This window comes from Pelagerythrobacter aerophilus (genome assembly GCF_003581645.1).
Lineage (GTDB): Bacteria > Pseudomonadota > Alphaproteobacteria > Sphingomonadales > Sphingomonadaceae > Pelagerythrobacter > Pelagerythrobacter aerophilus.
In genome coordinates, this window is record NZ_QXFK01000002.1 from 12183 (window position 1) to 30424 (window position 18242).

The following is an 18242-nucleotide window of genomic DNA, read 5'->3' on the forward strand; positions in this document are numbered from 1 at the left end:
CCCGCGCCGTCGGCTAGGTCGTGCTGCATGAACGACGGTGACGCGAAGGCGGTGCGGGCCGCGCTCTCGGCGGGCGACTTCGGCGGTGCGTTGCAGCGCGCCGAAGCGATGCTGCAAGGCGACCCTGCCGATGCGGAAGCGCTCTACATGGCGGCGGTCGCCGCGCGCTATCTGAAGCGGTACGAGCGCGCCGCGCGCTATCTCGACCGCCTGCACGAAGCCATGCCCGAATACGGCCGCGCCTGGCAGGAAGCGGGGCACCTCGCCCGCGCGGAAGGCGATGACGACCGTGCATTAGCGGCCTACGCCCGCGCCACGCGGTTCAATCCAGCGCTCGATGCGAGCTGGCGCATGCTGGCCGAGTTGCTGGAACGGGCAGGGCGGAGCGGTGAGGCAAACGCGGCGCGCGCGCAGGAACGGCGCATCGCGGAGCTACCTGGGGAACTGGTTGCGGTCACCCACCACCTGCACGAGGGCAGGCTGCTGCGAGCCGAGGAAGTGTGCCGCCATTTCCTGCGAACGCATCCCAGGAACGTCGAAGGCATGCGCCTGCTCGCGCAAATCGGCGTGAAGCTGGGCATTCTCGACGATGCCGAGTTTCTGCTCGAAAGCGCGGCCGTGTTCGAACCGGACAATATCCAGGTTCGCCTCGACTACATCGATGCCCTGCGGCGGCGGCAGAAGTTCGCCAAGGCGCTCGACGAGGCGGAAGCGCTCCACCGGCGCGACCCGGACAACCCGCTGTTCCAGTCCTACCTGGCGATCGAGAGCATGCAGACCGGCGAATACGATCGCGCGTTCGACCTGTTCGACGCAATTCTCGAGAAGCTGCCGCGCGATCCGGCGACGCTGACCAGCCGCGGCCACGCGCTCAAGACGACGGGCAAGCAAGCGCAGGCTGTCGAGAGCTACCGCGCGGCCTGTGCTGCGAAGGCGGATCACGGTGACGCCTGGTATGCGCTGGCAAACCTGAAGACCTATCGGTTTATCGATCCCGAGCTGGCGCGGATGCGCGAACAGGCCGCGCGTCCCGAACTTGCCTTCATGGACCGCGTCCACCTGTCGTTCGCGCTGGGCAAGGCGCTGGAGGATCGCGGGGAGTACGAAGAGAGCTTCCACTTCTACCAGCAGGGCAATGCCCTGAAGCGCACCCAGACGCGCTACGACCGCGCGCGGATGAGTGCGGAACTGGCCAAGCAAGGCGAAACATGCGGACGCGAGCTGTTCGCCGATCGCACCGGCGCGGGCCATCCGGCGCGCGACCCGATCTTTATCGTCGGACTCCCGCGGGCGGGTTCGACACTGCTCGAACAGATCCTCGCCAGCCATTCGCAAATCGACGGTACGCTCGAACTGCCCGATATCCTCGCACTCGCCCACCGGCTGAGAGGGCGCAAGGCAGGGACTTCGCGCTATCCCGAAGTCCTTCACGACCTGACTGCGGAACAGCTCGCGAGCTTCGGGCGGCAATTCATCGAGAACACTCGTATCCACCGGCAGGGCGCACCGTTCTTCATCGACAAGATGCCGAACAATTTCCGCCATATCGGCTTGATCCACCTGATCCTGCCGAATGCGAAAATCATCGATGCGCGGCGCGCGCCGATGGATTGCTGCTTCTCCGGCTTCAAGCAGCTCTTCGCCGAAGGACAGGAATTTACCTACGGGTTGACGGAGATCGGCAGCTACTATCGGGATTACGTGAAGCTGATGGATCACTGGGACAGCGTCTTGCCCGGCGCCATATTGCGCGTGGACCACGAAGACGTGCTCGACGATCTCGAAGGTCAGACGCGCCGAATGCTCGACTATCTCGGGTTGCCGTTCGAGCAGGCCTGCCTCGATTTTCACAAGACGACGCGCGCGGTGCGAACCGCAAGCAGCGAACAGGTCCGGCGTCCGATCAGTCGCAGCGGGCAGGATGCGTGGAAGCCTTACGCGAACTGGCTCGGTCCTCTGAGGGAGGCGCTCGGTCCTCTCGCGGACTAGTCAGGTGCAACAACGAAAAGCAAACCGACCGCCTCGCCAGCCTTGCCGGTGGAGATGCCGTCTTCGCCGAGCGTCTTCACTCCAGACCCCACTGGCAGAGTGCTGGAAATGGGCGAGAATAGCGCTGCAAGAGTGATTGCCGGCACGGCTAATACGAATGCAGCTGTCGGGCGCCACGACATCAGGAGCACCAGCAGGATAGCTGCCAGGCTGATGCTTCCCACCCAGGCAACCGCCCCCTGCCCCGGTCCAATCCGGTGGAGCATGACCAGGCAGGAAAAGGCAAGCAGCGCCGCCCCTCCAAGACGCAGCGCACGAGGCGACAAGGCGATACCATTGCCGGACATCGGCCGATGCCGCTTCATCGCCATCGCGAGTCCGGCAAAAGCGGCGTAGGCGAGCATCAGGACGTCAGGCTGCAAGGGACGGCCTTCCCGGCGCGTTCCGCGTGGATGCGCGCCCTTGTCTGGCGCTGGCCCGGTGAGCTCGAAAGGCCGCAAGACCAAGCAGTCCGGACATTGCCAGCACGGCGGCGTCGAACGAAACGAAGAGCCAGTCGCCGGCCGCAACGCTGCGGAGCAGGCCGCGATCGGTGGTCACGGCGTTGACGAGAGGCAATAAGGCAAAGGCAAGCGCCGACAGGGTCAGGGTCTCGATCCACGCCCGCCGCACGGGCCGCAAGACCGATAGGGCGGCAAGGCCAAACCAGGTCCAGAACATCGCCTCGACTTCCAGGTCGGCTCGACCCGGCATATCCGCCGGGAGCAGACGGTTGGCGAGGAGAAAGGCGGCCATGCCTGCGGGCAAACAGGCGATTGCGCCGATGTTGAGCCGCTCGACGAGCCGGAAGCCGAAATCGGCATTGCCGGCCGGCCGTCGTCGCTTGGCGGTCCACATGACCAGTCCGGTGCCGACCATGGCGGTGCCGACGAGCCCCAGCAGGAAGAAGCTCCAACGAAGCGCCGGACCGGCGAAGTGTGCCAGGTGCAAACCGAGCATCACGCCCGCGGTCTGGGCGGCGGGGCCCGGCGGCTGCGAGGCACTCAGTCGTTCACCGCTCGTGCCCGAAAAGACGATCGATCCTGCGCGGGCATCGAGCTGGCCGGCCGGGCTGCGCAGCAGCGTGACGGTCGCCGCGGCGTCGCCCGGATTGCGGACCACGACGGTGCGCGGCGCGGCGCCATCCCATTCGTGCATCGCGGCACCGATCATCGGCCCGATCGGAGCGAGTGGGACGGACCTGCCGGCGGCGGGCTCCTCCGCGTCGCGTCCGTATGCTTCGACGGCGAAGTTGTCGGAGTTCCGGTAGTTGGCCTCGATCGGCCAGGGCATATACATCAGCATCAGCGTGATCAGCCCGGTGTAGGTGATCATCGCGTGATACGGGAGCGCGAGCACTGCCGAGGCATTGTGCGCGTCGAGCCATGTGCGATGCCCCTTGCCCCAGCGCAGCGTGAAAAAGTCGGCGAAGATGCGCTTGTGGGTGATGACCCCGGAAATGATCGCGCCCAGCATGAAGATCGCGCAGAAGCCGGCGAGCCAGCGCCCCCAGGGATGCAGCAACTGAAGCTGAAAATGGAAGCGATAGAAATGCTCGCCGCCCTTCGTTTCGCGCGCGGCGAGCGGGGCGCCGGTCGCGGGGTCCAGCTTTACCTCCGGGCGGCGTGGCGGAGGGGGAGCCTCGGGGTCGGGATTAGGCCGCGCCCGCATGAAAACCCGGGTAACGCCGGTGCGATCATCGGGCAGATAGATGAACCACTGCTCATCGTCAGGGCTGGTTGCCTGCAAGTGGCGTACGGCCGCTTCGGTCGCCTGGGCCGCCGACACGCTCTTCGCCCGCAGTTCGGGCTGCATCCAGCGCGTGATTTCCGGGCGGAAGTAGCTCGCCGTACCGGTCAGGAACATGGCGAAGAGTATCCAGCCGGCGATCAGGCCGAGCCACGTGTGGATCCATGCCATCGACTGGCGAAGCGCTTTCTGCACGGTGCCGGGTTCTCTGTTCATGCACGCGGTCCCAGCAGCGCGACAATCGTGCCCGCGGCGATGGCACCGCTCCATATGACGGCCGCGACCCGCGCAAGCCGCGCTTCGTAGAAGGCCCACAGACCGAGGCAGGCGAAAAGCAGGAACGATACGATCATTCCCCAAAGGGTCGCCTCGGCGCGAGCGACAGGCAGCAGGCGCGCGAGCAGCGATGCGAATCCCGCTGCCGCAGCGTAGCCGCCGACAAGGGCAGTCGCGCACCGCGCCGCCATTTGCCAACCCGCGTTGCGCCTGCCGACCCCGACCGATCCCTGCTTTGCCACATCGTCCCCGAAAATTTGCAATCGGCTTGCCTGTACCGTTGCGCAACCCTATGCGCAATTGCGAATCATTACCAATAGCAATCTCAAGGGGTATATCCGTGATGAATGAGCGCTCGCCTGGCGGGACACCGTCGCTGTTCGTGAAACTGGTCGCGTCCGCTGCGATGGCAGGCTTGATTCCGGGCGTTGCTCAGGCGGCCGACGGAGCTGACGCGTACGATGCCGGTGATCGCGATACGATAATCGTTACGGGCCTCAAGGACGAGCAGCAGGCGAGCACCGGAACCAAGACCGACACGCCGCTGCTCGAAACCCCTCAGACGATCACCGTCATCGATGGCGAGGAATTGACGCGTCGCAACGTGCTATCGGTCAACGAGGCGGTCGGCTATGTCGCTGGCGTTGCGGCGAACCAGCGCGGCGGCACCGTCACGCGCTACGACCAGCTCGTTCTGCGCGGCTATGCGCCGGGCATCTTTCTCGACGGCATGCAGCTGATCGCCGGCCCCTATTCGCGTCCGCAGGTCGATTTCAACCGCATCGACCACATCGACGTGGTCAAGGGGCCCGCATCGGTCCTCTACGGCAGCTCCACCCCCGGGGGTCTGGTCAATCTCGCGAGCAAGCTGCCGGAAGCGGAGGCGTTCGGGCGCATCGAGGGGCAACTGGGCACGTACGATTTCCGCCGCGGCGCCATCGACGTGAACCAGCCGCTGACAGGCGACGGAAAGTTGCTCGGCCGCATTGTCGGCGGTTGGCAAAAGGGGGACGGCTTCACCGATGGGACGTTCAGCGAGCGCTATCACGTCAGTCCGATGCTGCGCTTCGTGCCCGACGACGCGACCAGCCTCACGCTCGTCGCGGCCTATCAGCGTTCGCCGAGCGGTGGGGGCTACTCGGGCGTTCCGGCGCATGGATCGGTCTTGCCGAATCCTTTCGGCGAGCTGCCGCGCGACATCAACACGGGCGATCCGGGCTATGAACGCTACGATCACAAGGCAAAGTCGATCGCAGCCTTCTTTCGCCGCGACTTGAGCGACGCGCTGACCTTCCGGTCAAGCGTGCGGTTCCAGAACAATACGCTCTCCTACCGCCAGCTCTATGTCGCGGGCTTTGCGACCACGGGCACCGGCGCAGATCGCAATACCGACTATTCGACGATCATTCGCGGCGGCGGCGGGGCCGACGAGGACTTCGATACGCTGACGCTGGACAACAACTTGAATGCGCAGTTCAAGACCGGTGGGCTCGGCCATAACGTCCTGGTCGGTATCGACTATTCGCGGATCACCGGCGAGGATTTCCGGCAGTTCAACACCGGTGTGACGGACAATCCCCTTACCAGCGTGCCCAATCTCGATCTGTTCGCGCCGGTATATGGCACCGCGTTACCGAGCATGGATCTGACCGTTCTTTCGCCCAACTACATGAACACGTCATCCTCGCGCGACCAGGTCGGCATCTATGTTCAGGATCAGATGTCGATCGGGCAGCTCCGGTTGATCGCGAGTGGCCGCAAGGACTGGTACCAGCAGCGCACGCTCCACAAGAAGAACGGCACGTTTACGCCGCTCGATCAGAGCGCCTTCACCATGCGTCTGGGCGCGCTCTACGAATTCGAGTTCGGCCTGTCGCCCTTCTTCAGCTATTCAGAGTCCTTCGAGCCCCAGTCCGGGTCCACGTATCTTGGCGAACCTTTCCTCCCGACGACCGGCCGTCAATACGAGGGCGGGCTCAAGTTCCAGCCGCGAGGGACCAATGCGCTCTTCACCCTTTCGGCCTACGATCTGCGTCGCCAGAAGGTACCGGTCGGCGATCCGGCGGCCGGCACGGGCGATATCCCGAGCAACGCGCAGATCCAGATCGGCGAGGTGCGGGTGCGCGGAGCCGAGCTGGAAGCGCGCGGCGAGCTGACGCCCGGCTTCGATATCGTCGCCGCGGCGAGCTATACCGATGCGATTATCACGCAAGGCACGCCGGCGATCCCGCCGAGCGATACCAACAGCGGCACGCCGACGACCACCGGGACACGCCAGCTCGGTGTGCCCGAATGGGCGGCGTCGACCTTTCTCTCCTATGACTTCGGCGACGCCGAAACGGTTGGCGGCCCGCTGGCCGGTCTGACGCTAGGCGGCGGATTGCGCTATGTCGGCGGATCGGACGGCACCACGAACCGGGCAGTGATCGACGGCGTGACGACCTTCCAGCGCTTTCGCACCGACGATTTTCTGCTGGTGGATGCGCTGATCGGCTACGATCTGGGCCATGCGGCCGGCAGCCTTGCGGGCTGGAGCCTCGCGCTCAACGCGGCCAACCTGTTCGACAAACGGCACGTCTCCGCCTGCCCGTTCAACAACAGCTGCTATTTCGGAGCCTCGCGGACCGTCATCGGTTCGCTGCGCTACAATTGGTGACCATGAAGCGAGGGCGCCTGTCTCCAGTCGAAACCACGCTTGACCGCTTACCAGCGGATCAGGCGCGGAAGCACGAGCCTGCCGAGGCCGGCGCTCACGACAACCGCCAGGCTGTGCCACAGGCCGACATGCACGACGTCGCTGAACGGGCAGTGGAGCGACAAGGCGAAGATGCCGAAGCTGCCTGCTGCCACGCCGGTGAGCAGGCCTGCGCGCTCCGGTGAGGTCGGCGCGCCGCGACGTAGCCAGAATGTGAGCACGGCGAATGTCAGCAGCCCGAGCATGCTGCCGATCACGGCGCATTCGAGGCCCTGCCCAACGGTCGCGGCGGAGACGGCGTCCGGCCCTCTCACCATCCAGGTAATAATACCGGACAGGGGCAGTAGTGCGGTCATGGCGGCGGCCCATCTCCAGCCGCCGTGATCGCGACCGACCTGCGGACGGCTCATGACGATCACAGTCACCGAAGCTGCCAGGCCGAGCACGAAGAACAACCCGGCCGACAGCAGGAACACCGGGTCGAGCCTTCCGGCCAACACGTCCCCGCGAATACCGAACAGCAATGCCACGACCGCGAGCGTGACAGCGAGCCCCGCCAGCGCAAACCTAAGTCCGCTGGAGAGGCGCAGCGGCCGGACCGGCTCGAGCCCTGCGGTCAGTTCGTCGATCAGGGCATTCGTGTCACGATACATGGTTCTTACGCTTTCTCGATCATCGCGGTCAGCTTCTTCAGGCCGCGGTGGATGTTCACTTTAATCAGAGACTCGCTTTGGCCGCAGGCGTGTGAGGCCTCGGCGACGGAGAGCCCTTCGATCTTGACCAGCTCGATGGCTTGTGCCTGCGCCGATGGCAGTTGCTCGAAAAGCCGATCGAGGCTGATGCGCGCGGCAATGGCCGGCTCGTCGCTCCTTCCGATCAACTCTTCTTCGAGCTCGGTTTCCTCGGCGCGATAAACACGGCGCAGATGATCGACCCAGCGGTAACGGGCAATGGCGGCGAGCCAAGGCAGGAAGGGGCGGGCCGGGTCATATGTGGCCAGCTTGTGGTGCAGCGCCAGCAATGTTTCCTGCACCAGATCGTCCAGATGATTGGGCGCTATTCGCGTGCCGAAATATTGCTTGAGCCAGCGCCGACATTCGATCAGCAGCGTGCGATAGGCAAGCTGGTCGCCCCGCTGCGCCATCGCCATGAGACGGGCAAGCGAGGGTTCGTCCGATTTCACGATGCGCGCGGTGCCGGTTTGCCGATCGGGACTCTGCGCGTCAGCAGAGCATCCATCGACAGCCATCCGCCGCCCCGGATTATCAGGACAAGCGCCATAGCCGCCCACAGCGAATGCACCTGCCACCACGCCTCGGGATAAACGAAGATCTGGATAACCAGGGTCATGCCCAGAAGCGCCAATGCCGAGAGGCGCGTGAACAGGCCCAGCACGAGCAGGATCGGGAACAGGTGTTCGGAAACGGTGGCCGTTATCGCCGCAAGATCGCTCGGCAAAGGGACGCCGCGATATTCTTCCTGGAACAGGAAATAGGTATTATCGCTGATCGTGAACCAGGTGCCTTCGGCAATCTTGGTCTGGCCCGATCGCCAGAAGATCCCCGCCAACACCACACGCACGAACAACAGCACGAAGCCTTCGGACATCCGCCCCGCCAGCCAGTCGGTCATCCGATCATAAAGTGCCGGAATCTTCATCGTCTATCCCACCCGTTTCAGCGCCCCGGTATCCATGAGCGCGGTCAGCGCGGCCATGATGTCGTCCGTTGGCAGTAAATCCTTGCTCTCGGGTTCGCAGCGGGACTCCAGAAGGTTACAGATTTCGGCCGGCTCACGGGTCTGTGCGAATAAGGCCGACATGGCCGGGGTTGCCGGTGAGATCAGGACTTGCGCTTCCGGGCGGGTCAGCAGAACGGCATGTGCATTGCAAAGCCCGGGTACTTCCGCGCCGATTGCTTGCCGAACCGAAGGGTCGATTTTGGCCAGGCGTGCGGCGGGATGGCGCGCCAGCACCACTCCGAGCAATGCGTCCTCGCCGATGCCGGCAAGATCGGCGAGGGTCAGAGCCGGGGCGTCGGCTGCGAGGTAAGCTTCCAGCCAAAGCCATTCGAACGCCGCCAGCCCGGCTGCGTCTCGGGCGTCGCCGCGGCCTTCGATGAATGAGGGGAAGGTCTCTCCGATCCGCGCAAGCGGGCGGGACGTCACGCCCGGCCAATCGAGAAAATCGCGCGAGATTCGATTGAACATCTCATGTCCCAGCGTCGTGCGGGTGCGTGGAAATGTATCCTCCAGCGCGACGAGACGGGCGTGGGAAATGGTATTGGCGTGGACTCTCATGCCCAGCAGAGCCCGTTCCCGTCCGGCTGCGAACAGACCTTCGGGAAGGTGGGCGGGGCCAAGGTCCAGCGCCCGCATCATCGCCGCCTGAACATGCTCAAGCGACGGCATCGGCCATGCTCGCGTCCGACAGAATGTCCTGCTCGCGCATGAGCGTCTCGGCCGTGCGTGCTTCGGCTACGAGCACTTCGTATTCAGGGATGTTGGTGTCCCATTCGATCAGGGTGGGCCGCCGCCCGGCGCGCCGGATGAACCGCGCGAACAGGGCCCAGGTGAGATCCGAGATCTGCGAGCCGTGATCGTCGATCAGCAGTGGACCCTGTTCGTGTTCTTCCCGCGCATGTCCGGCCAGGTGGATCTCGCCCACCAATGCCGGGTCGATCGCATCGACCAGAGCATAGGGATCGAGCTTCAGATTGGTTGCGGTAACTTCGATATTGTTGATGTCGAAGAGTATCCCGCAACCTGCCCCCTGGCAGAGCCGGTGCAGGAACTCCGTTTCGTCCATCTCATCCCCTGCAAAGGCCAGATAGCGCGATGGATTCTCTATCAGAATTCGTCGCTTGAGACGATCTTGCACAATCGAGACCTGTCCGACGAAATGGCGCAGGGCCTCTTCGGTATAAGGAACGGGAAGCAGGTCGGGGTAGCGATTGTTCGCGCTTCCGCTCCAGCTCAGGTGGTCGGAAACCTGTGCTGGCGCGTAGCGGTCGCATAGCGATGCTAGCTGATCGAGTTCCTCGCGGTCATGCCCCTGCGCGCTGCCGAGCGAAAGACCGACCGAGTGAAAGCTGAGCGGCAGTCTTTCGGAAATAGCGGCAAGCCAACGGTGCGGCGGCCCGCCCGCACTGAAATAGTTCTGCGGGTGAACCTCGACCCAGCCGGGCGAAAAGAAATCGCCGGTGTCGGGATCGTGGGTGCTGGCTGACACGGACCGGATCACCTGGGAGTAGTGATCAGCCTTCAGTCCAATCCCGGCCGAGGGAGGCAATTCGGAGGGGAATGACATGTCAGCCAGCATCTGCCGCGTCCCGAAGGCTCAGCCCTTCCGGGGTACGGGCGATGCGTTGCCGGCCCGCTCGGCAAGCGAACCGCCCTGCGCCTCACAGGTCCCGGTATCGACGTATTTCCAGGCATTGCCCTGATAGTCGACGGTCGAGGTCCCGGCACAGGTCGTGCCGGGACCGGCCTTGCAGTCGTTCTTTCCTTTGAGAGCGATGCCGTAGCATTTCTCCTGCTCTGCGATCTCCGTCTCGACCGCGGTTTGATCGGCCGAGGCATTGCCTTCAGCGACTGCGGCAGTGTTGCCGTCGGCACCGTTCGAGCCGCACGAGGCGAGCAACGCTGCGCTGCTCAAGGCCGCCGCAAGCGTGCCGACACGGGTGGAATACATCGTCATGAAAGCGGCCTCTCTTTCTGGTCAGGCGGGCATCACGCGGCCACCGGCCGCATCATGCCATCTCGCCGATCAGCCGCGCTGCGGCACCGGAGGGGCATTTCCCGCGTGCGCTTTGAGCGTACCGCCCATTTTCACGCAGGTGTCCTTGGCGACATGTTTCCAGGCGTTGCCCTGATAGTCGACCGTCGACGTACCTGCGCAGGTCGTGCCCGGGCCGGCGGCGCAGTCGTTCTTGCCCTTCAGCGCGACGCCATAGCACTTTTCCTTGGCGTCCTTGGCTCCGTCCTGGCCTTGGGCGCTGACGGGGGACGAAGCCATCAGAGCAGCGGTGGCGAGCGAAGCCGCAGCGGCTGCGAGTTTGGCGGATGTTTTCATGACATTCCTTTCAATGGACTACGCAAGGCTTTTCGCCTCGCGACGGCCTATTCGTATCCCGAACGCGTTTGGTTACACCTTGGCGCGGCACGTTTGGCCGCATGACGCAACTCGGCAAGTCGGCCCTCCCGGTTCCCTTCATCGAACTCGTTGCGAACGGGGCTCAGGCTCCCGCTCGGACACGAACGGCATATTCCCATGGGTTATAGATAGCCGGATCAATTTGATACGCATTCTGGAAGGAGGGCTGGCAGGACCTGGGCAATCATAGCGACGTTGTGGATCATGATAAAAGCACCCTATCTGCTATACTTGGGATCGACCGCCGATCCGATGGCCATCAAGACCTCTCGCGGTATTGCCATGTTCCGGCCGGAGGACGCGATCGGTGAATTCGTGCGGGAGGGCGGGGCTCTTTCGCTCGGCCTTCCCCAGATGGGTTTCGCTGAAGCTGCGGCGGCGGGCGCCCGAACGCTCATCCTCGGCATCGCAAACGCCGGCGGGACGCTGAGCGATGAACTGATCGACGATTGCGAAGCTGCGCTCGACGCGAATCTTGACATCGCTTCGGGTCTGCACAGTCGCCTGCGAGACGAACCGCGCCTCGTGGCCGCCGCGAAGCGCAACGGGCGGCGGCTGTTCGACGTCCGTGACGTCGGCTCCGACTTGCGGGTGGGCAATGGTCTGCCCCGCGCTGGCAGGCGCATGTTGACCGTCGGCACCGACTGCTCGGTTGGAAAGATGGTGACCACGCTTCACCTGGAGCGCGCGATGCGAGCGCGGGGCATTGCGGCCGATTTCCGGGCGACCGGGCAAACCGGCATCCTGATCGCCGGATCTGGGGTACCGCTCGATGCGGTTATTGCCGACTTCATCTCGGGCGCGATCGAGCAGCTTTCACCCGCGCGTGAAGACGGCGGATGGGACCTGATCGAAGGCCAGGGGTCGTTGTTCCATCCGTCGTTCGCAGGGGTGTCGACCGGCTTGCTACACGGGGCGCAACCCGACGCGATCGTCATCTGTCACGATCCCACACGCCCGCATATGCGAGGTCTGCCGCACTATCCGCTGCCGTCGCTGGCCGACACGATCGAAGCGAACCTGCGGGTGGGGCGGCTAACCAACCCGGACGTGATCGCTGTAGGAATCGCGCTCAACACCTCGAGCTTGGAGCGCGAGGAGGCGCTCGCTCTGTGCCGCCGCACGGCGGAGGAAACGGGCTTGCCGGCCACCGACCCCGTTGCGTTCGGCGTGGAGGAAATCATCGATCGGATGGAAGAATGCTTCGGCGAATCTCTGCAGTCAAATCTTCGTTCCGCCTGAATCGGCCGTTCCGCATATCGCGCGGGACCAAGACGGCCGCCGACGTAATCGCGGTCGAGATTTCGCAAGATGGCATCACAGGCCGCGGGGAGGGCGTACCCTATGCCCGCTACGACGAGACGCTCGATAGCGCCTTGCGCCAGATCGATGACGCACGCGCGGCTATCGAGGACGGCGCCGACCGCCGCGAGCTGCTCGACCTGATGCCTGCCGGGGCGGGGCGCAACGCAGTTGATTGCGCCCTCTGGGATCTCGAAGCGAAACTCGGCGGCAAGAGCGTTGCCGCCCTGGCGGGATGGCCCGAACCGGCGCCGACCCCCACTGCCATGACCCTGGGGATCGACACGCCTGCCAACATGGCGGCCGCGGCGCGGGGGCTTCGTAACGTACCGCTTCTCAAGGTGAAGGTGGACGACGAGGATCCGCTGGACGCTATCCGTGCCGTCCGCGAGGTCGCGCCCACGCCGCGGATGATCGTCGATCCCAACGAGAGCTGGTCGATGGCGAGCCTCGCCGATCGGCAGGTTGCGCTCGCCGATCTGAAGGTGGACCTCTTGGAGCAGCCCCTGCCCGCCGGCGATGACGCGGAATTGGAGGGATTTGAGCCGACGATTCCGCTGGCCGCAGACGAGTCCGGCCACCTGTGGGGCGACCTCCCATCGATCGCGTGCCGCTATCAAGTCATCAATATTAAGTTGGACAAAACCGGAGGGCTGACGGCCGCGCTCGAAGTCGCCAACGCAGCGAGACAATCGGGCTTGCAATTGATGGTGGGCTGCATGGTTTCAAGCTCGCTTTCGATCGCTCCCGCGCTTGTCCTCGCGCAGCGATGCGCGTTCGTGGATCTGGATGGACCCACCTGGCTCGCAGCCGATCGACCGGGCGGAATCAAGGTATCCGAAGGTACGATGAAACCGGCGGAGCCGGGATTCTGGGGCTTTCCATAACTGCTCGTTATGGAGGGTAACCAACATATGATTGCTCTCCCCATTCCCCGCGCCCATCGGCTTCGTAATAATGCTGCAACACGTCACACGCGGGAGTGGGCATGAACGGGAACTACGCAATCTTGGCAGCGACGATGCTCGCGTTTGGCCTGTACACGCCAACGGCTGTCGCAGCCCAATCGGAGAGCACCGCGGACGAGGCGCCCTACGATATCCTGATCGCCGGCGGCACGGTCTATCGTGGCAAAGCTCAGCCATTCGTCGGCGACGTTGCCGTCTCGGGCGACCGCATCGTCTATGTCGGCCCGGCTACCGATCATCCGGCCGAACGTGTGATCGATGCCGACGGCCTTGTCGTGACGCCCGGATTCATCGATCCGCACACTCATATAGGCGATGCCCTGGCGAGCGAAATTCCGGCCGCGCGCCTCGTTCTGCCGTTTTTGACGCAGGGCGTGACCACCGCCTTCATTGGCGTCGACGGGGGCGGTAGTCCGGATATCGCCGCAACGCTGCGCGCGGACAGCGGACGCGATTATGGCATCAACTTCGCGACCTACGTCGGGCTCGGCGCGCTGCGGCAGGAAGTCGTGGGGGAAGAGGATCGCGCGCCGACCGAGGCCGAGCTCGGGCGAATGCTTGCACTGACGGAAGAGGCGATGTGCGAGGGCGCGTTGGGGCTGTCGAGCGGTCTGTTCTACGCCCCTCAGAGCTATTCAAGTGAGGGCGAGGTCGTCAGCTTGGCGCGAGCCGCTGCTCGGCACGGGGGTATCTACGATACGCATATTCGCGATGAATCGAGTTATACGATCGGCCTCGCCGGCGCCATCGAGGAAGCTCTGACGATCGGGCGAGAGGCGGATATCCCCGTCCACATCGCTCACATCAAGGCTTTGGGCGTGGACGTGCACGGTCAGGCGCGTGCGATCATCTCGCGGATCGAGCAGGCCCAGGCTGAAGGTCAAGTCGTCCATGCGGACCAGTATCCGTGGAGCGCATCCGGAACGGGCCTGTCCGCTGCGCTTGTTCCGCGTTGGGCTCAGGACGGGGGGCGGCAGGCCATGCTGGACCGCTTTACCGATGTCACGCTGCTGCCTCGAATCCGGAAGGAAATGGCAGAAAACCTCCGCCGGCGTGGTGGACCGCAGTCGCTTCTGATCACGCGGGGGCCGTCCGACGCTCTCGGTAAAACGCTGGCAGACCTCGCAGACGGGAATGGTGATCCCGTGCAAGCCGCCATAGACTTGCTCAAGCGCTCGGAGGCGGGAGTCGCGTCGTTCAACCAGAGCGAAACGGACATCGCCGCATTTATGCAGCGGCCATGGGTTGTGACCAGCTCCGACGCATCGGCAGGGCACCCTCGGTACTACGCAAGCTTTGCTCGCAAGTACGACGTCTACGTCCGCGAGAAGCACGTAATCGATCTCCAAGAGTTTATCGATCAGAGCACGGCCGTGCCGGCGGAGCTCTTCGACCTGACTGGCCGCGGATCTCTGGCCGAAGGCAACTTCGCCGACATCGTCGTCTTCGATCCCGACAGCTTCGCTCCCGCCGCCACTTACACCGAGGCAACCCTGTTCTCGAAAGGCGTGCAAACGGTCCTGGTGAACGGCGCGATCGCAATCGACGAAGGCGCTCCTACGGGTCGAGCTGCCGGGCGCCCGCTGCGACGGGCTGCGGAGGGATGCGCCCGCGAGTGAACGGAATACCGGACGAGGCAAACGGCTGCGTCGGGCGCATGGGGAAATGCCTCGAAGGCGGTGAAAAAGAAGAATCGCATCGAGCTGCCGTCAGCTCGACCGCCGATAGGAAGGGATACATTAGCATGATGGGACGAAACCTGAGTTCTGCAGTCGCGCTCGCCACGAGCCTGCTCTACACGAGCGTCGCGTTCGCGCAGGATGCGAGTAGCCCAGCCACTCAGGGTCTGGAAGACAACGCACCGGAGGTTGCGTCCGGCGCGCCGTCCGGGGTCATCGTCGTTACCGGCACGCGCATTCAGCGGGACGGCTACAATGCCCCGACTCCCCTTACAGTTATCGGTACGGACGATATCGAGGCGACCGCGCCGGCCAATATCGCGGACTTCGTCAACGAAATTCCCTCCGTCGTTGGCAGCTCGACGCCTGCGAACTCCAATCTCTCCATGAGCTCCGGCTTGGCGGGTCTCAACACCATCAATCTTCGTTCGCTGGGTTCCAGCCGCACACTTGTTCTGCTGAACGGGCAACGGTCGGTCGGATCCGCGATCGGAGGCCAGGTCGATGTGAACACCTTCCCGCAAGGCCTCATCTCCGGCGTCGAGGTCGTCACGGGCGGCGCCTCGGCAGCTTACGGATCCGACGCCGTGTCCGGCGTGGTGAACTTCATTCTCGATGACGACTACACGGGCTTCAAGGTCGGTGCCGAGACCGGCATCACCACCTATGGCGACGCCCCCAGTCACCGTTTCGACGCTACCTTCGGGACGCCGTTCGCCGATGGCCGCGGGCACATTCTGCTGAATGGAGAGCTGGCCATTCGCGAAGGTTTGCACGGCGTTCCCCGCGACTGGAATGACAAGGGCTGGTACCTCGTCAACAACCCGGCCTACGCCGTCGGGAACGGTGAACCGGAACGCCTCGTGACCAATATGGCGGGCCTGAGCCTCGCGACACCTGGGGGCCTCATTACAAGCGGCTCGCTCGCTGGCACGTATTTCGGCCAGGGTGGGACACTGGGGCAATTCGACTACGGAACGCGCCGCGATCCCTGGATCATCGGCGGAGACTGGGCAATGACTCAGGTGAACGACGACCAGTCGCTCGATCCGGAAGAGAATCGCAGGAGCGTCTTCGGCCGTATCAGCTACCAGATTGCCCCTTGGCTGAATGTCTTCGGCCAGGCGAGCTATGCGCGCTCACGCAATCGCGGCCAATTGGGCATCCAGCGCAACCAGGGCAACGTCACCATTATGGCCGACAACGCCTTTCTCCCGGACTCGATCAGGCAGGCGCTGGCCGACGCTGGCGAGACGTCATTCCGCTTCGGGACCACCAATGCCGATCTGCCCGTGCGAACCAATGATGGGAAGCGGAGTGTGCAGCGCTACGTGGTCGGCGCGAACGGTGAGTTCGATCTGCTGGGCAAGTCCGCTCGCTGGGACGCTTACTATCAACTCGGGATTGCAAAGACCCGGGAGATGGCGGTCGGCATTACCAACAATGCACGGCTGGCAGCGGCAACGGACGCGGTCTTCGCGCCCGCAGACAACGCTCTGGGAGTCGCTGAAGGCACGATCGTTTGCCGATCGTCGCTCGCCGAGCCAGGCAACGGCTGCATTCCGCTCAACCGGTTCGGCATCGGCGTCGCCGATCCCGACGCTGTGGCATGGGTCGTTGGCAATCCATATCGCAACCAACGGTTTCAACAGGACGTGTTTGCCGCGAATCTCTCCTTCGATGCATTCGATCTGCCGGCAGGCGCGGTCGCGGTTGCTCTGGGCGGCGAGCATCGGCGTGAGAAAGTGCGGGGATTCGTCGACCCGCAGTATCAGTCCGGCTGGTTCGTGGGCAATTTCCTGCCCAGCTTCGGCGAGTATTCGGTTACCGAGGGATACCTGGAGCTTCTCGTGCCGGTACTGGACAGCCTCGACGTCAACGGTGCGATCCGCGCTACCGATTACTCGACGTCAGGATACGTGACCACTTGGAAACTCGGGGCGACGTTCGAACCGATCGAGGGCCTGCGGTTCCGCGCTACGCGCTCGCGCGATATCCGTGCCCCCAATCTTGGCGAGCTCTTCACCGCTGGTTCGACCCGCACCAACACGGTGATCGACCCGTTCAACGACAATCAGTCTACGCCCTTCAGTGGAACGAGCCGCGGCAACCCCAATCTCGATCCGGAGAAGGCTGATCAGTGGGGCGTCGGCGTGGTGTTCCAACCGCACTTCGTGCCCGGCTTCTCGGTGTCGGTGGACTATTACGATATCGAGATAGATGACGCGATCGACTCGCTCGACGCCCAGATCATCCTCGATCGCTGCTATGAAGGCGTGGAGGAGTACTGCGCTGCTATCGTACGCGGACCCAATGAATTCGGTACCAACCTCCAGATCTTCGAGAGCCCTTTCAACTTCGCGGAACAACGCGCGAGGGGGCTGGACTTCGAGACGAGCTACAGCACCGACGTTGGGCCGGGCACGTTCAGTCTGCGCGGCATGGCAACGCTCTATCTGGAGAACACCGTCGATAACGGCATCGACCCCGCGATCGATATCGTCGGCGAGAACACCGATGGCGGCAATCCGGAGTTTCTCTACAGGATGATGGCATCCTGGGAGAACGGCCCGCTTCGCCTGAATCTCGTCGGGCGCGGGATTAGTTCGGGCACCTACGACAACAGCTATATCGTCTGCACCGAAGGGTGCCCGGAATCGAGCGCCACGGGCCGAACGATCAACACCAACCACATCGACGGCGCTTTCTACCTCGACGCGTCGGCGCATCACGATTTTGCGGTGGGCGCTGCGGACCTCCGGCTGTTTCTGTCGATCACCAACGTTTTGGACAAGGATCCTCCGGTCGTGGCCTCCGGGCCAGCGGGCAGCGCCTATGCGACGCCGGCCACGAACCAGTCGCTCTACGACCTTCTCGGCAGAACATTTCGGGTCGGCGCGAAAATCTCGTTCTGACTTCACCCTGCCTGCGGGAGCGGCTCCGGCCGCTCCCCTTTTTTGTGGTGGCGGTGACGTGCTCCCCTGATTGTTACCACTCAGAGGTAGAGTCTCGCTCCTTCATGATTGATGTTTGATGGGATGGCAACGTGTCTGGGGGCATGCCCCCAGACACGTTCGCCTGCGATCTCGGCGGGGGTCTTCCCGCCCAGTTTCGAGTGTGGCCTGACGTTGTTGTAGTCGTGCCGCCAGGCGGCCAGCACGAAGCGGGCGTGCGCGAGCGAGGTGAACAACGTCTCGTTGAGGCATTCGTCGCGCAGACGGCCATTGAAGCTTTCCACGAAGCCGTTCTGCATCGGCTTGCCCGGCGCGATGTAGTGCCACTCGACGCGCCGCTCCTGCGACCAGCGCAGGATGGCCGACGAGGTCAGTTCGGTGCCGTTGTCGCTGACAACCGTGTGCGGCTTGCCGCGCATCCCGATCAGGCTGGTCAGT

At 63.9% G+C, this 18242-nt stretch carries 17 protein-coding genes; 6 read left to right on the forward strand and 11 right to left on the reverse strand.

Going from position 1 to position 18242, the window contains the following annotated elements; all coding sequences use genetic code 11:
* Window positions 1-27: 27 nt before the first annotated feature.
* Window positions 28-1989, forward strand: a complete 1962-nt coding sequence (locus D2V04_RS00235; protein WP_119511388.1) for a tetratricopeptide repeat-containing sulfotransferase family protein — start codon at window positions 28-30, stop codon at window positions 1987-1989.
* Here the strand turns inward: D2V04_RS00235 and D2V04_RS00240 are convergent.
* The 3 genes from D2V04_RS00240 to D2V04_RS17815 are packed head-to-tail and all read right to left on the reverse strand — an operon-like array spanning window position 1986 to window position 4316.
* Window positions 1986-2393, reverse strand: coding sequence for a DUF3325 domain-containing protein (locus tag D2V04_RS00240; protein WP_119511389.1), 408 nt, complete (start codon window positions 2391-2393; stop codon window positions 1986-1988). The genes D2V04_RS00235 and D2V04_RS00240 overlap by 4 nt on opposite strands.
* A 7-nt stretch (window positions 2394-2400) precedes the next feature.
* Entirely contained in the window at window positions 2401-3993 is a 1593-nt protein-coding gene (locus tag D2V04_RS00245) for a PepSY-associated TM helix domain-containing protein (protein WP_228766171.1), read from the reverse strand.
* Window positions 3990-4316: an iron transporter gene (locus tag D2V04_RS17815; protein WP_182849597.1), complete on the reverse strand. Its 327-nt coding sequence runs from the start codon at window positions 4314-4316 to the stop codon at window positions 3990-3992. Before D2V04_RS17815 ends, D2V04_RS00245 begins: the two co-directional genes overlap by 4 nt.
* An 80-nt stretch (window positions 4317-4396) precedes the next feature.
* Between D2V04_RS17815 and D2V04_RS00250 the strand changes: the two genes are divergently transcribed.
* A complete protein-coding gene (locus D2V04_RS00250; protein WP_182849598.1) occupies window positions 4397-6709 on the forward strand; it encodes a TonB-dependent siderophore receptor in 2313 nt (770 codons plus the stop codon).
* A 47-nt stretch (window positions 6710-6756) separates the two neighbouring features.
* Here D2V04_RS00250 and D2V04_RS00255 read toward each other — a convergent pair whose 3' ends face one another.
* From D2V04_RS00255 to D2V04_RS00285, 7 genes are all read right to left on the reverse strand, one after another.
* Window positions 6757-7401 carry an NrsF family protein gene (locus D2V04_RS00255; protein ID WP_119511391.1) on the reverse strand — a complete coding sequence of 215 codons (645 nt, stop codon included), beginning with the start codon at window positions 7399-7401 and terminating at the stop codon, window positions 6757-6759.
* 5 nt (window positions 7402-7406) lie between these two features.
* Entirely contained in the window at window positions 7407-7931 is a 525-nt protein-coding gene (locus tag D2V04_RS00260; protein WP_182849600.1) for a sigma-70 family RNA polymerase sigma factor, read from the reverse strand.
* Window positions 7928-8407 (reverse strand): DoxX family protein, encoded by a 480-nt coding sequence (locus D2V04_RS00265; protein WP_119511393.1) that lies wholly within the window; start codon window positions 8405-8407, stop codon window positions 7928-7930. The genes D2V04_RS00260 and D2V04_RS00265 overlap by 4 nt, the downstream gene beginning before the upstream one ends.
* A gap of 3 nt (window positions 8408-8410) precedes the next feature.
* The gene (locus D2V04_RS00270; protein ID WP_119511394.1) at window positions 8411-9157 is read right to left on the reverse strand and encodes an HvfC/BufC family peptide modification chaperone; all 747 of its coding nucleotides are present in this window, start codon (window positions 9155-9157) and stop codon (window positions 8411-8413) included.
* Window positions 9144-10067, reverse strand: coding sequence for an MNIO family bufferin maturase (gene bufB, locus D2V04_RS00275; protein ID WP_324186829.1), 924 nt, complete (start codon window positions 10065-10067; stop codon window positions 9144-9146). The genes D2V04_RS00270 and bufB overlap by 14 nt, the downstream gene beginning before the upstream one ends.
* An 18-nt stretch (window positions 10068-10085) precedes the next feature.
* Window positions 10086-10445 (reverse strand): BufA1 family periplasmic bufferin-type metallophore, encoded by a 360-nt coding sequence (locus D2V04_RS00280; protein ID WP_228766173.1) that lies wholly within the window; start codon window positions 10443-10445, stop codon window positions 10086-10088.
* Between the two features lie 69 nt (window positions 10446-10514).
* Window positions 10515-10820, reverse strand: a complete 306-nt coding sequence (locus D2V04_RS00285; RefSeq protein WP_119511395.1) for a BufA1 family periplasmic bufferin-type metallophore — start codon at window positions 10818-10820, stop codon at window positions 10515-10517.
* 285 nt (window positions 10821-11105) lie between these two features.
* On the opposite strand from D2V04_RS00285, the gene dgcN reads away from it, so the two are divergent.
* From dgcN to D2V04_RS00305, 4 genes are all read left to right on the forward strand, one after another.
* Window positions 11106-12143, forward strand: coding sequence for an N-acetyltransferase DgcN (gene dgcN / locus D2V04_RS00290; protein ID WP_182849599.1), 1038 nt, complete (start codon window positions 11106-11108; stop codon window positions 12141-12143).
* Window positions 12101-13090, forward strand: coding sequence for an N-acetyl-D-Glu racemase DgcA (dgcA, locus tag D2V04_RS00295; protein ID WP_119511396.1), 990 nt, complete (start codon window positions 12101-12103; stop codon window positions 13088-13090). Before dgcN ends, dgcA begins: the two co-directional genes overlap by 43 nt.
* 101 nt (window positions 13091-13191) lie before the next feature.
* Window positions 13192-14790 carry an N-acyl-D-amino-acid deacylase family protein gene (locus D2V04_RS00300; RefSeq protein ID WP_119511397.1) on the forward strand — a complete coding sequence of 533 codons (1599 nt, stop codon included), beginning with the start codon at window positions 13192-13194 and terminating at the stop codon, window positions 14788-14790.
* A complete protein-coding gene (locus tag D2V04_RS00305) occupies window positions 14787-17765 on the forward strand; it encodes a TonB-dependent receptor domain-containing protein (RefSeq protein ID WP_228766174.1) in 2979 nt (992 codons plus the stop codon). Before D2V04_RS00300 ends, D2V04_RS00305 begins: the two co-directional genes overlap by 4 nt.
* An 80-nt stretch (window positions 17766-17845) precedes the next feature.
* Here D2V04_RS00305 and D2V04_RS00310 read toward each other — a convergent pair.
* Window positions 17846-18242, reverse strand: a 397-nt coding sequence (locus tag D2V04_RS00310; protein WP_147391736.1) for an integrase core domain-containing protein, incomplete at its 5' end; no start/stop codon positions are given.

Bases quoted from the DNA above. Each gene is read 5' to 3' on its own strand.
- D2V04_RS00235 (WP_119511388.1), top strand. From the start codon at position 28: ATGAACGACGGTGACGCGAAGGCGGTGCGGGCCGCGCTCTCGGCGGGC.
- D2V04_RS00240 (WP_119511389.1), bottom strand. From the start codon at position 2,393: ATGCTCGCCTACGCCGCTTTTGCCGGACTCGCGATGGCGATGAAGCGG.
- D2V04_RS00245 (WP_228766171.1), bottom strand. From the start codon at position 3,993: ATGAACAGAGAACCCGGCACCGTGCAGAAAGCGCTTCGCCAGTCGATG.
- D2V04_RS00250 (WP_182849598.1), top strand. From the start codon at position 4,397: ATGAATGAGCGCTCGCCTGGCGGGACACCGTCGCTGTTCGTGAAACTG.
- D2V04_RS00255 (WP_119511391.1), bottom strand. From the start codon at position 7,401: ATGTATCGTGACACGAATGCCCTGATCGACGAACTGACCGCAGGGCTC.
- D2V04_RS00265 (WP_119511393.1), bottom strand. From the start codon at position 8,407: ATGAAGATTCCGGCACTTTATGATCGGATGACCGACTGGCTGGCGGGG.
- D2V04_RS00270 (WP_119511394.1), bottom strand. From the start codon at position 9,157: ATGCCGTCGCTTGAGCATGTTCAGGCGGCGATGATGCGGGCGCTGGAC.
- bufB (WP_324186829.1), bottom strand. From the start codon at position 10,067: ATGCTGGCTGACATGTCATTCCCCTCCGAATTGCCTCCCTCGGCCGGG.
- D2V04_RS00280 (WP_228766173.1), bottom strand. From the start codon at position 10,445: ATGACGATGTATTCCACCCGTGTCGGCACGCTTGCGGCGGCCTTGAGC.
- D2V04_RS00285 (WP_119511395.1), bottom strand. From the start codon at position 10,820: ATGAAAACATCCGCCAAACTCGCAGCCGCTGCGGCTTCGCTCGCCACC.
- dgcN (WP_182849599.1), top strand. From the start codon at position 11,106: ATGATAAAAGCACCCTATCTGCTATACTTGGGATCGACCGCCGATCCG.
- dgcA (WP_119511396.1), top strand. From the start codon at position 12,101: ATGCTTCGGCGAATCTCTGCAGTCAAATCTTCGTTCCGCCTGAATCGG.
- D2V04_RS00300 (WP_119511397.1), top strand. From the start codon at position 13,192: ATGAACGGGAACTACGCAATCTTGGCAGCGACGATGCTCGCGTTTGGC.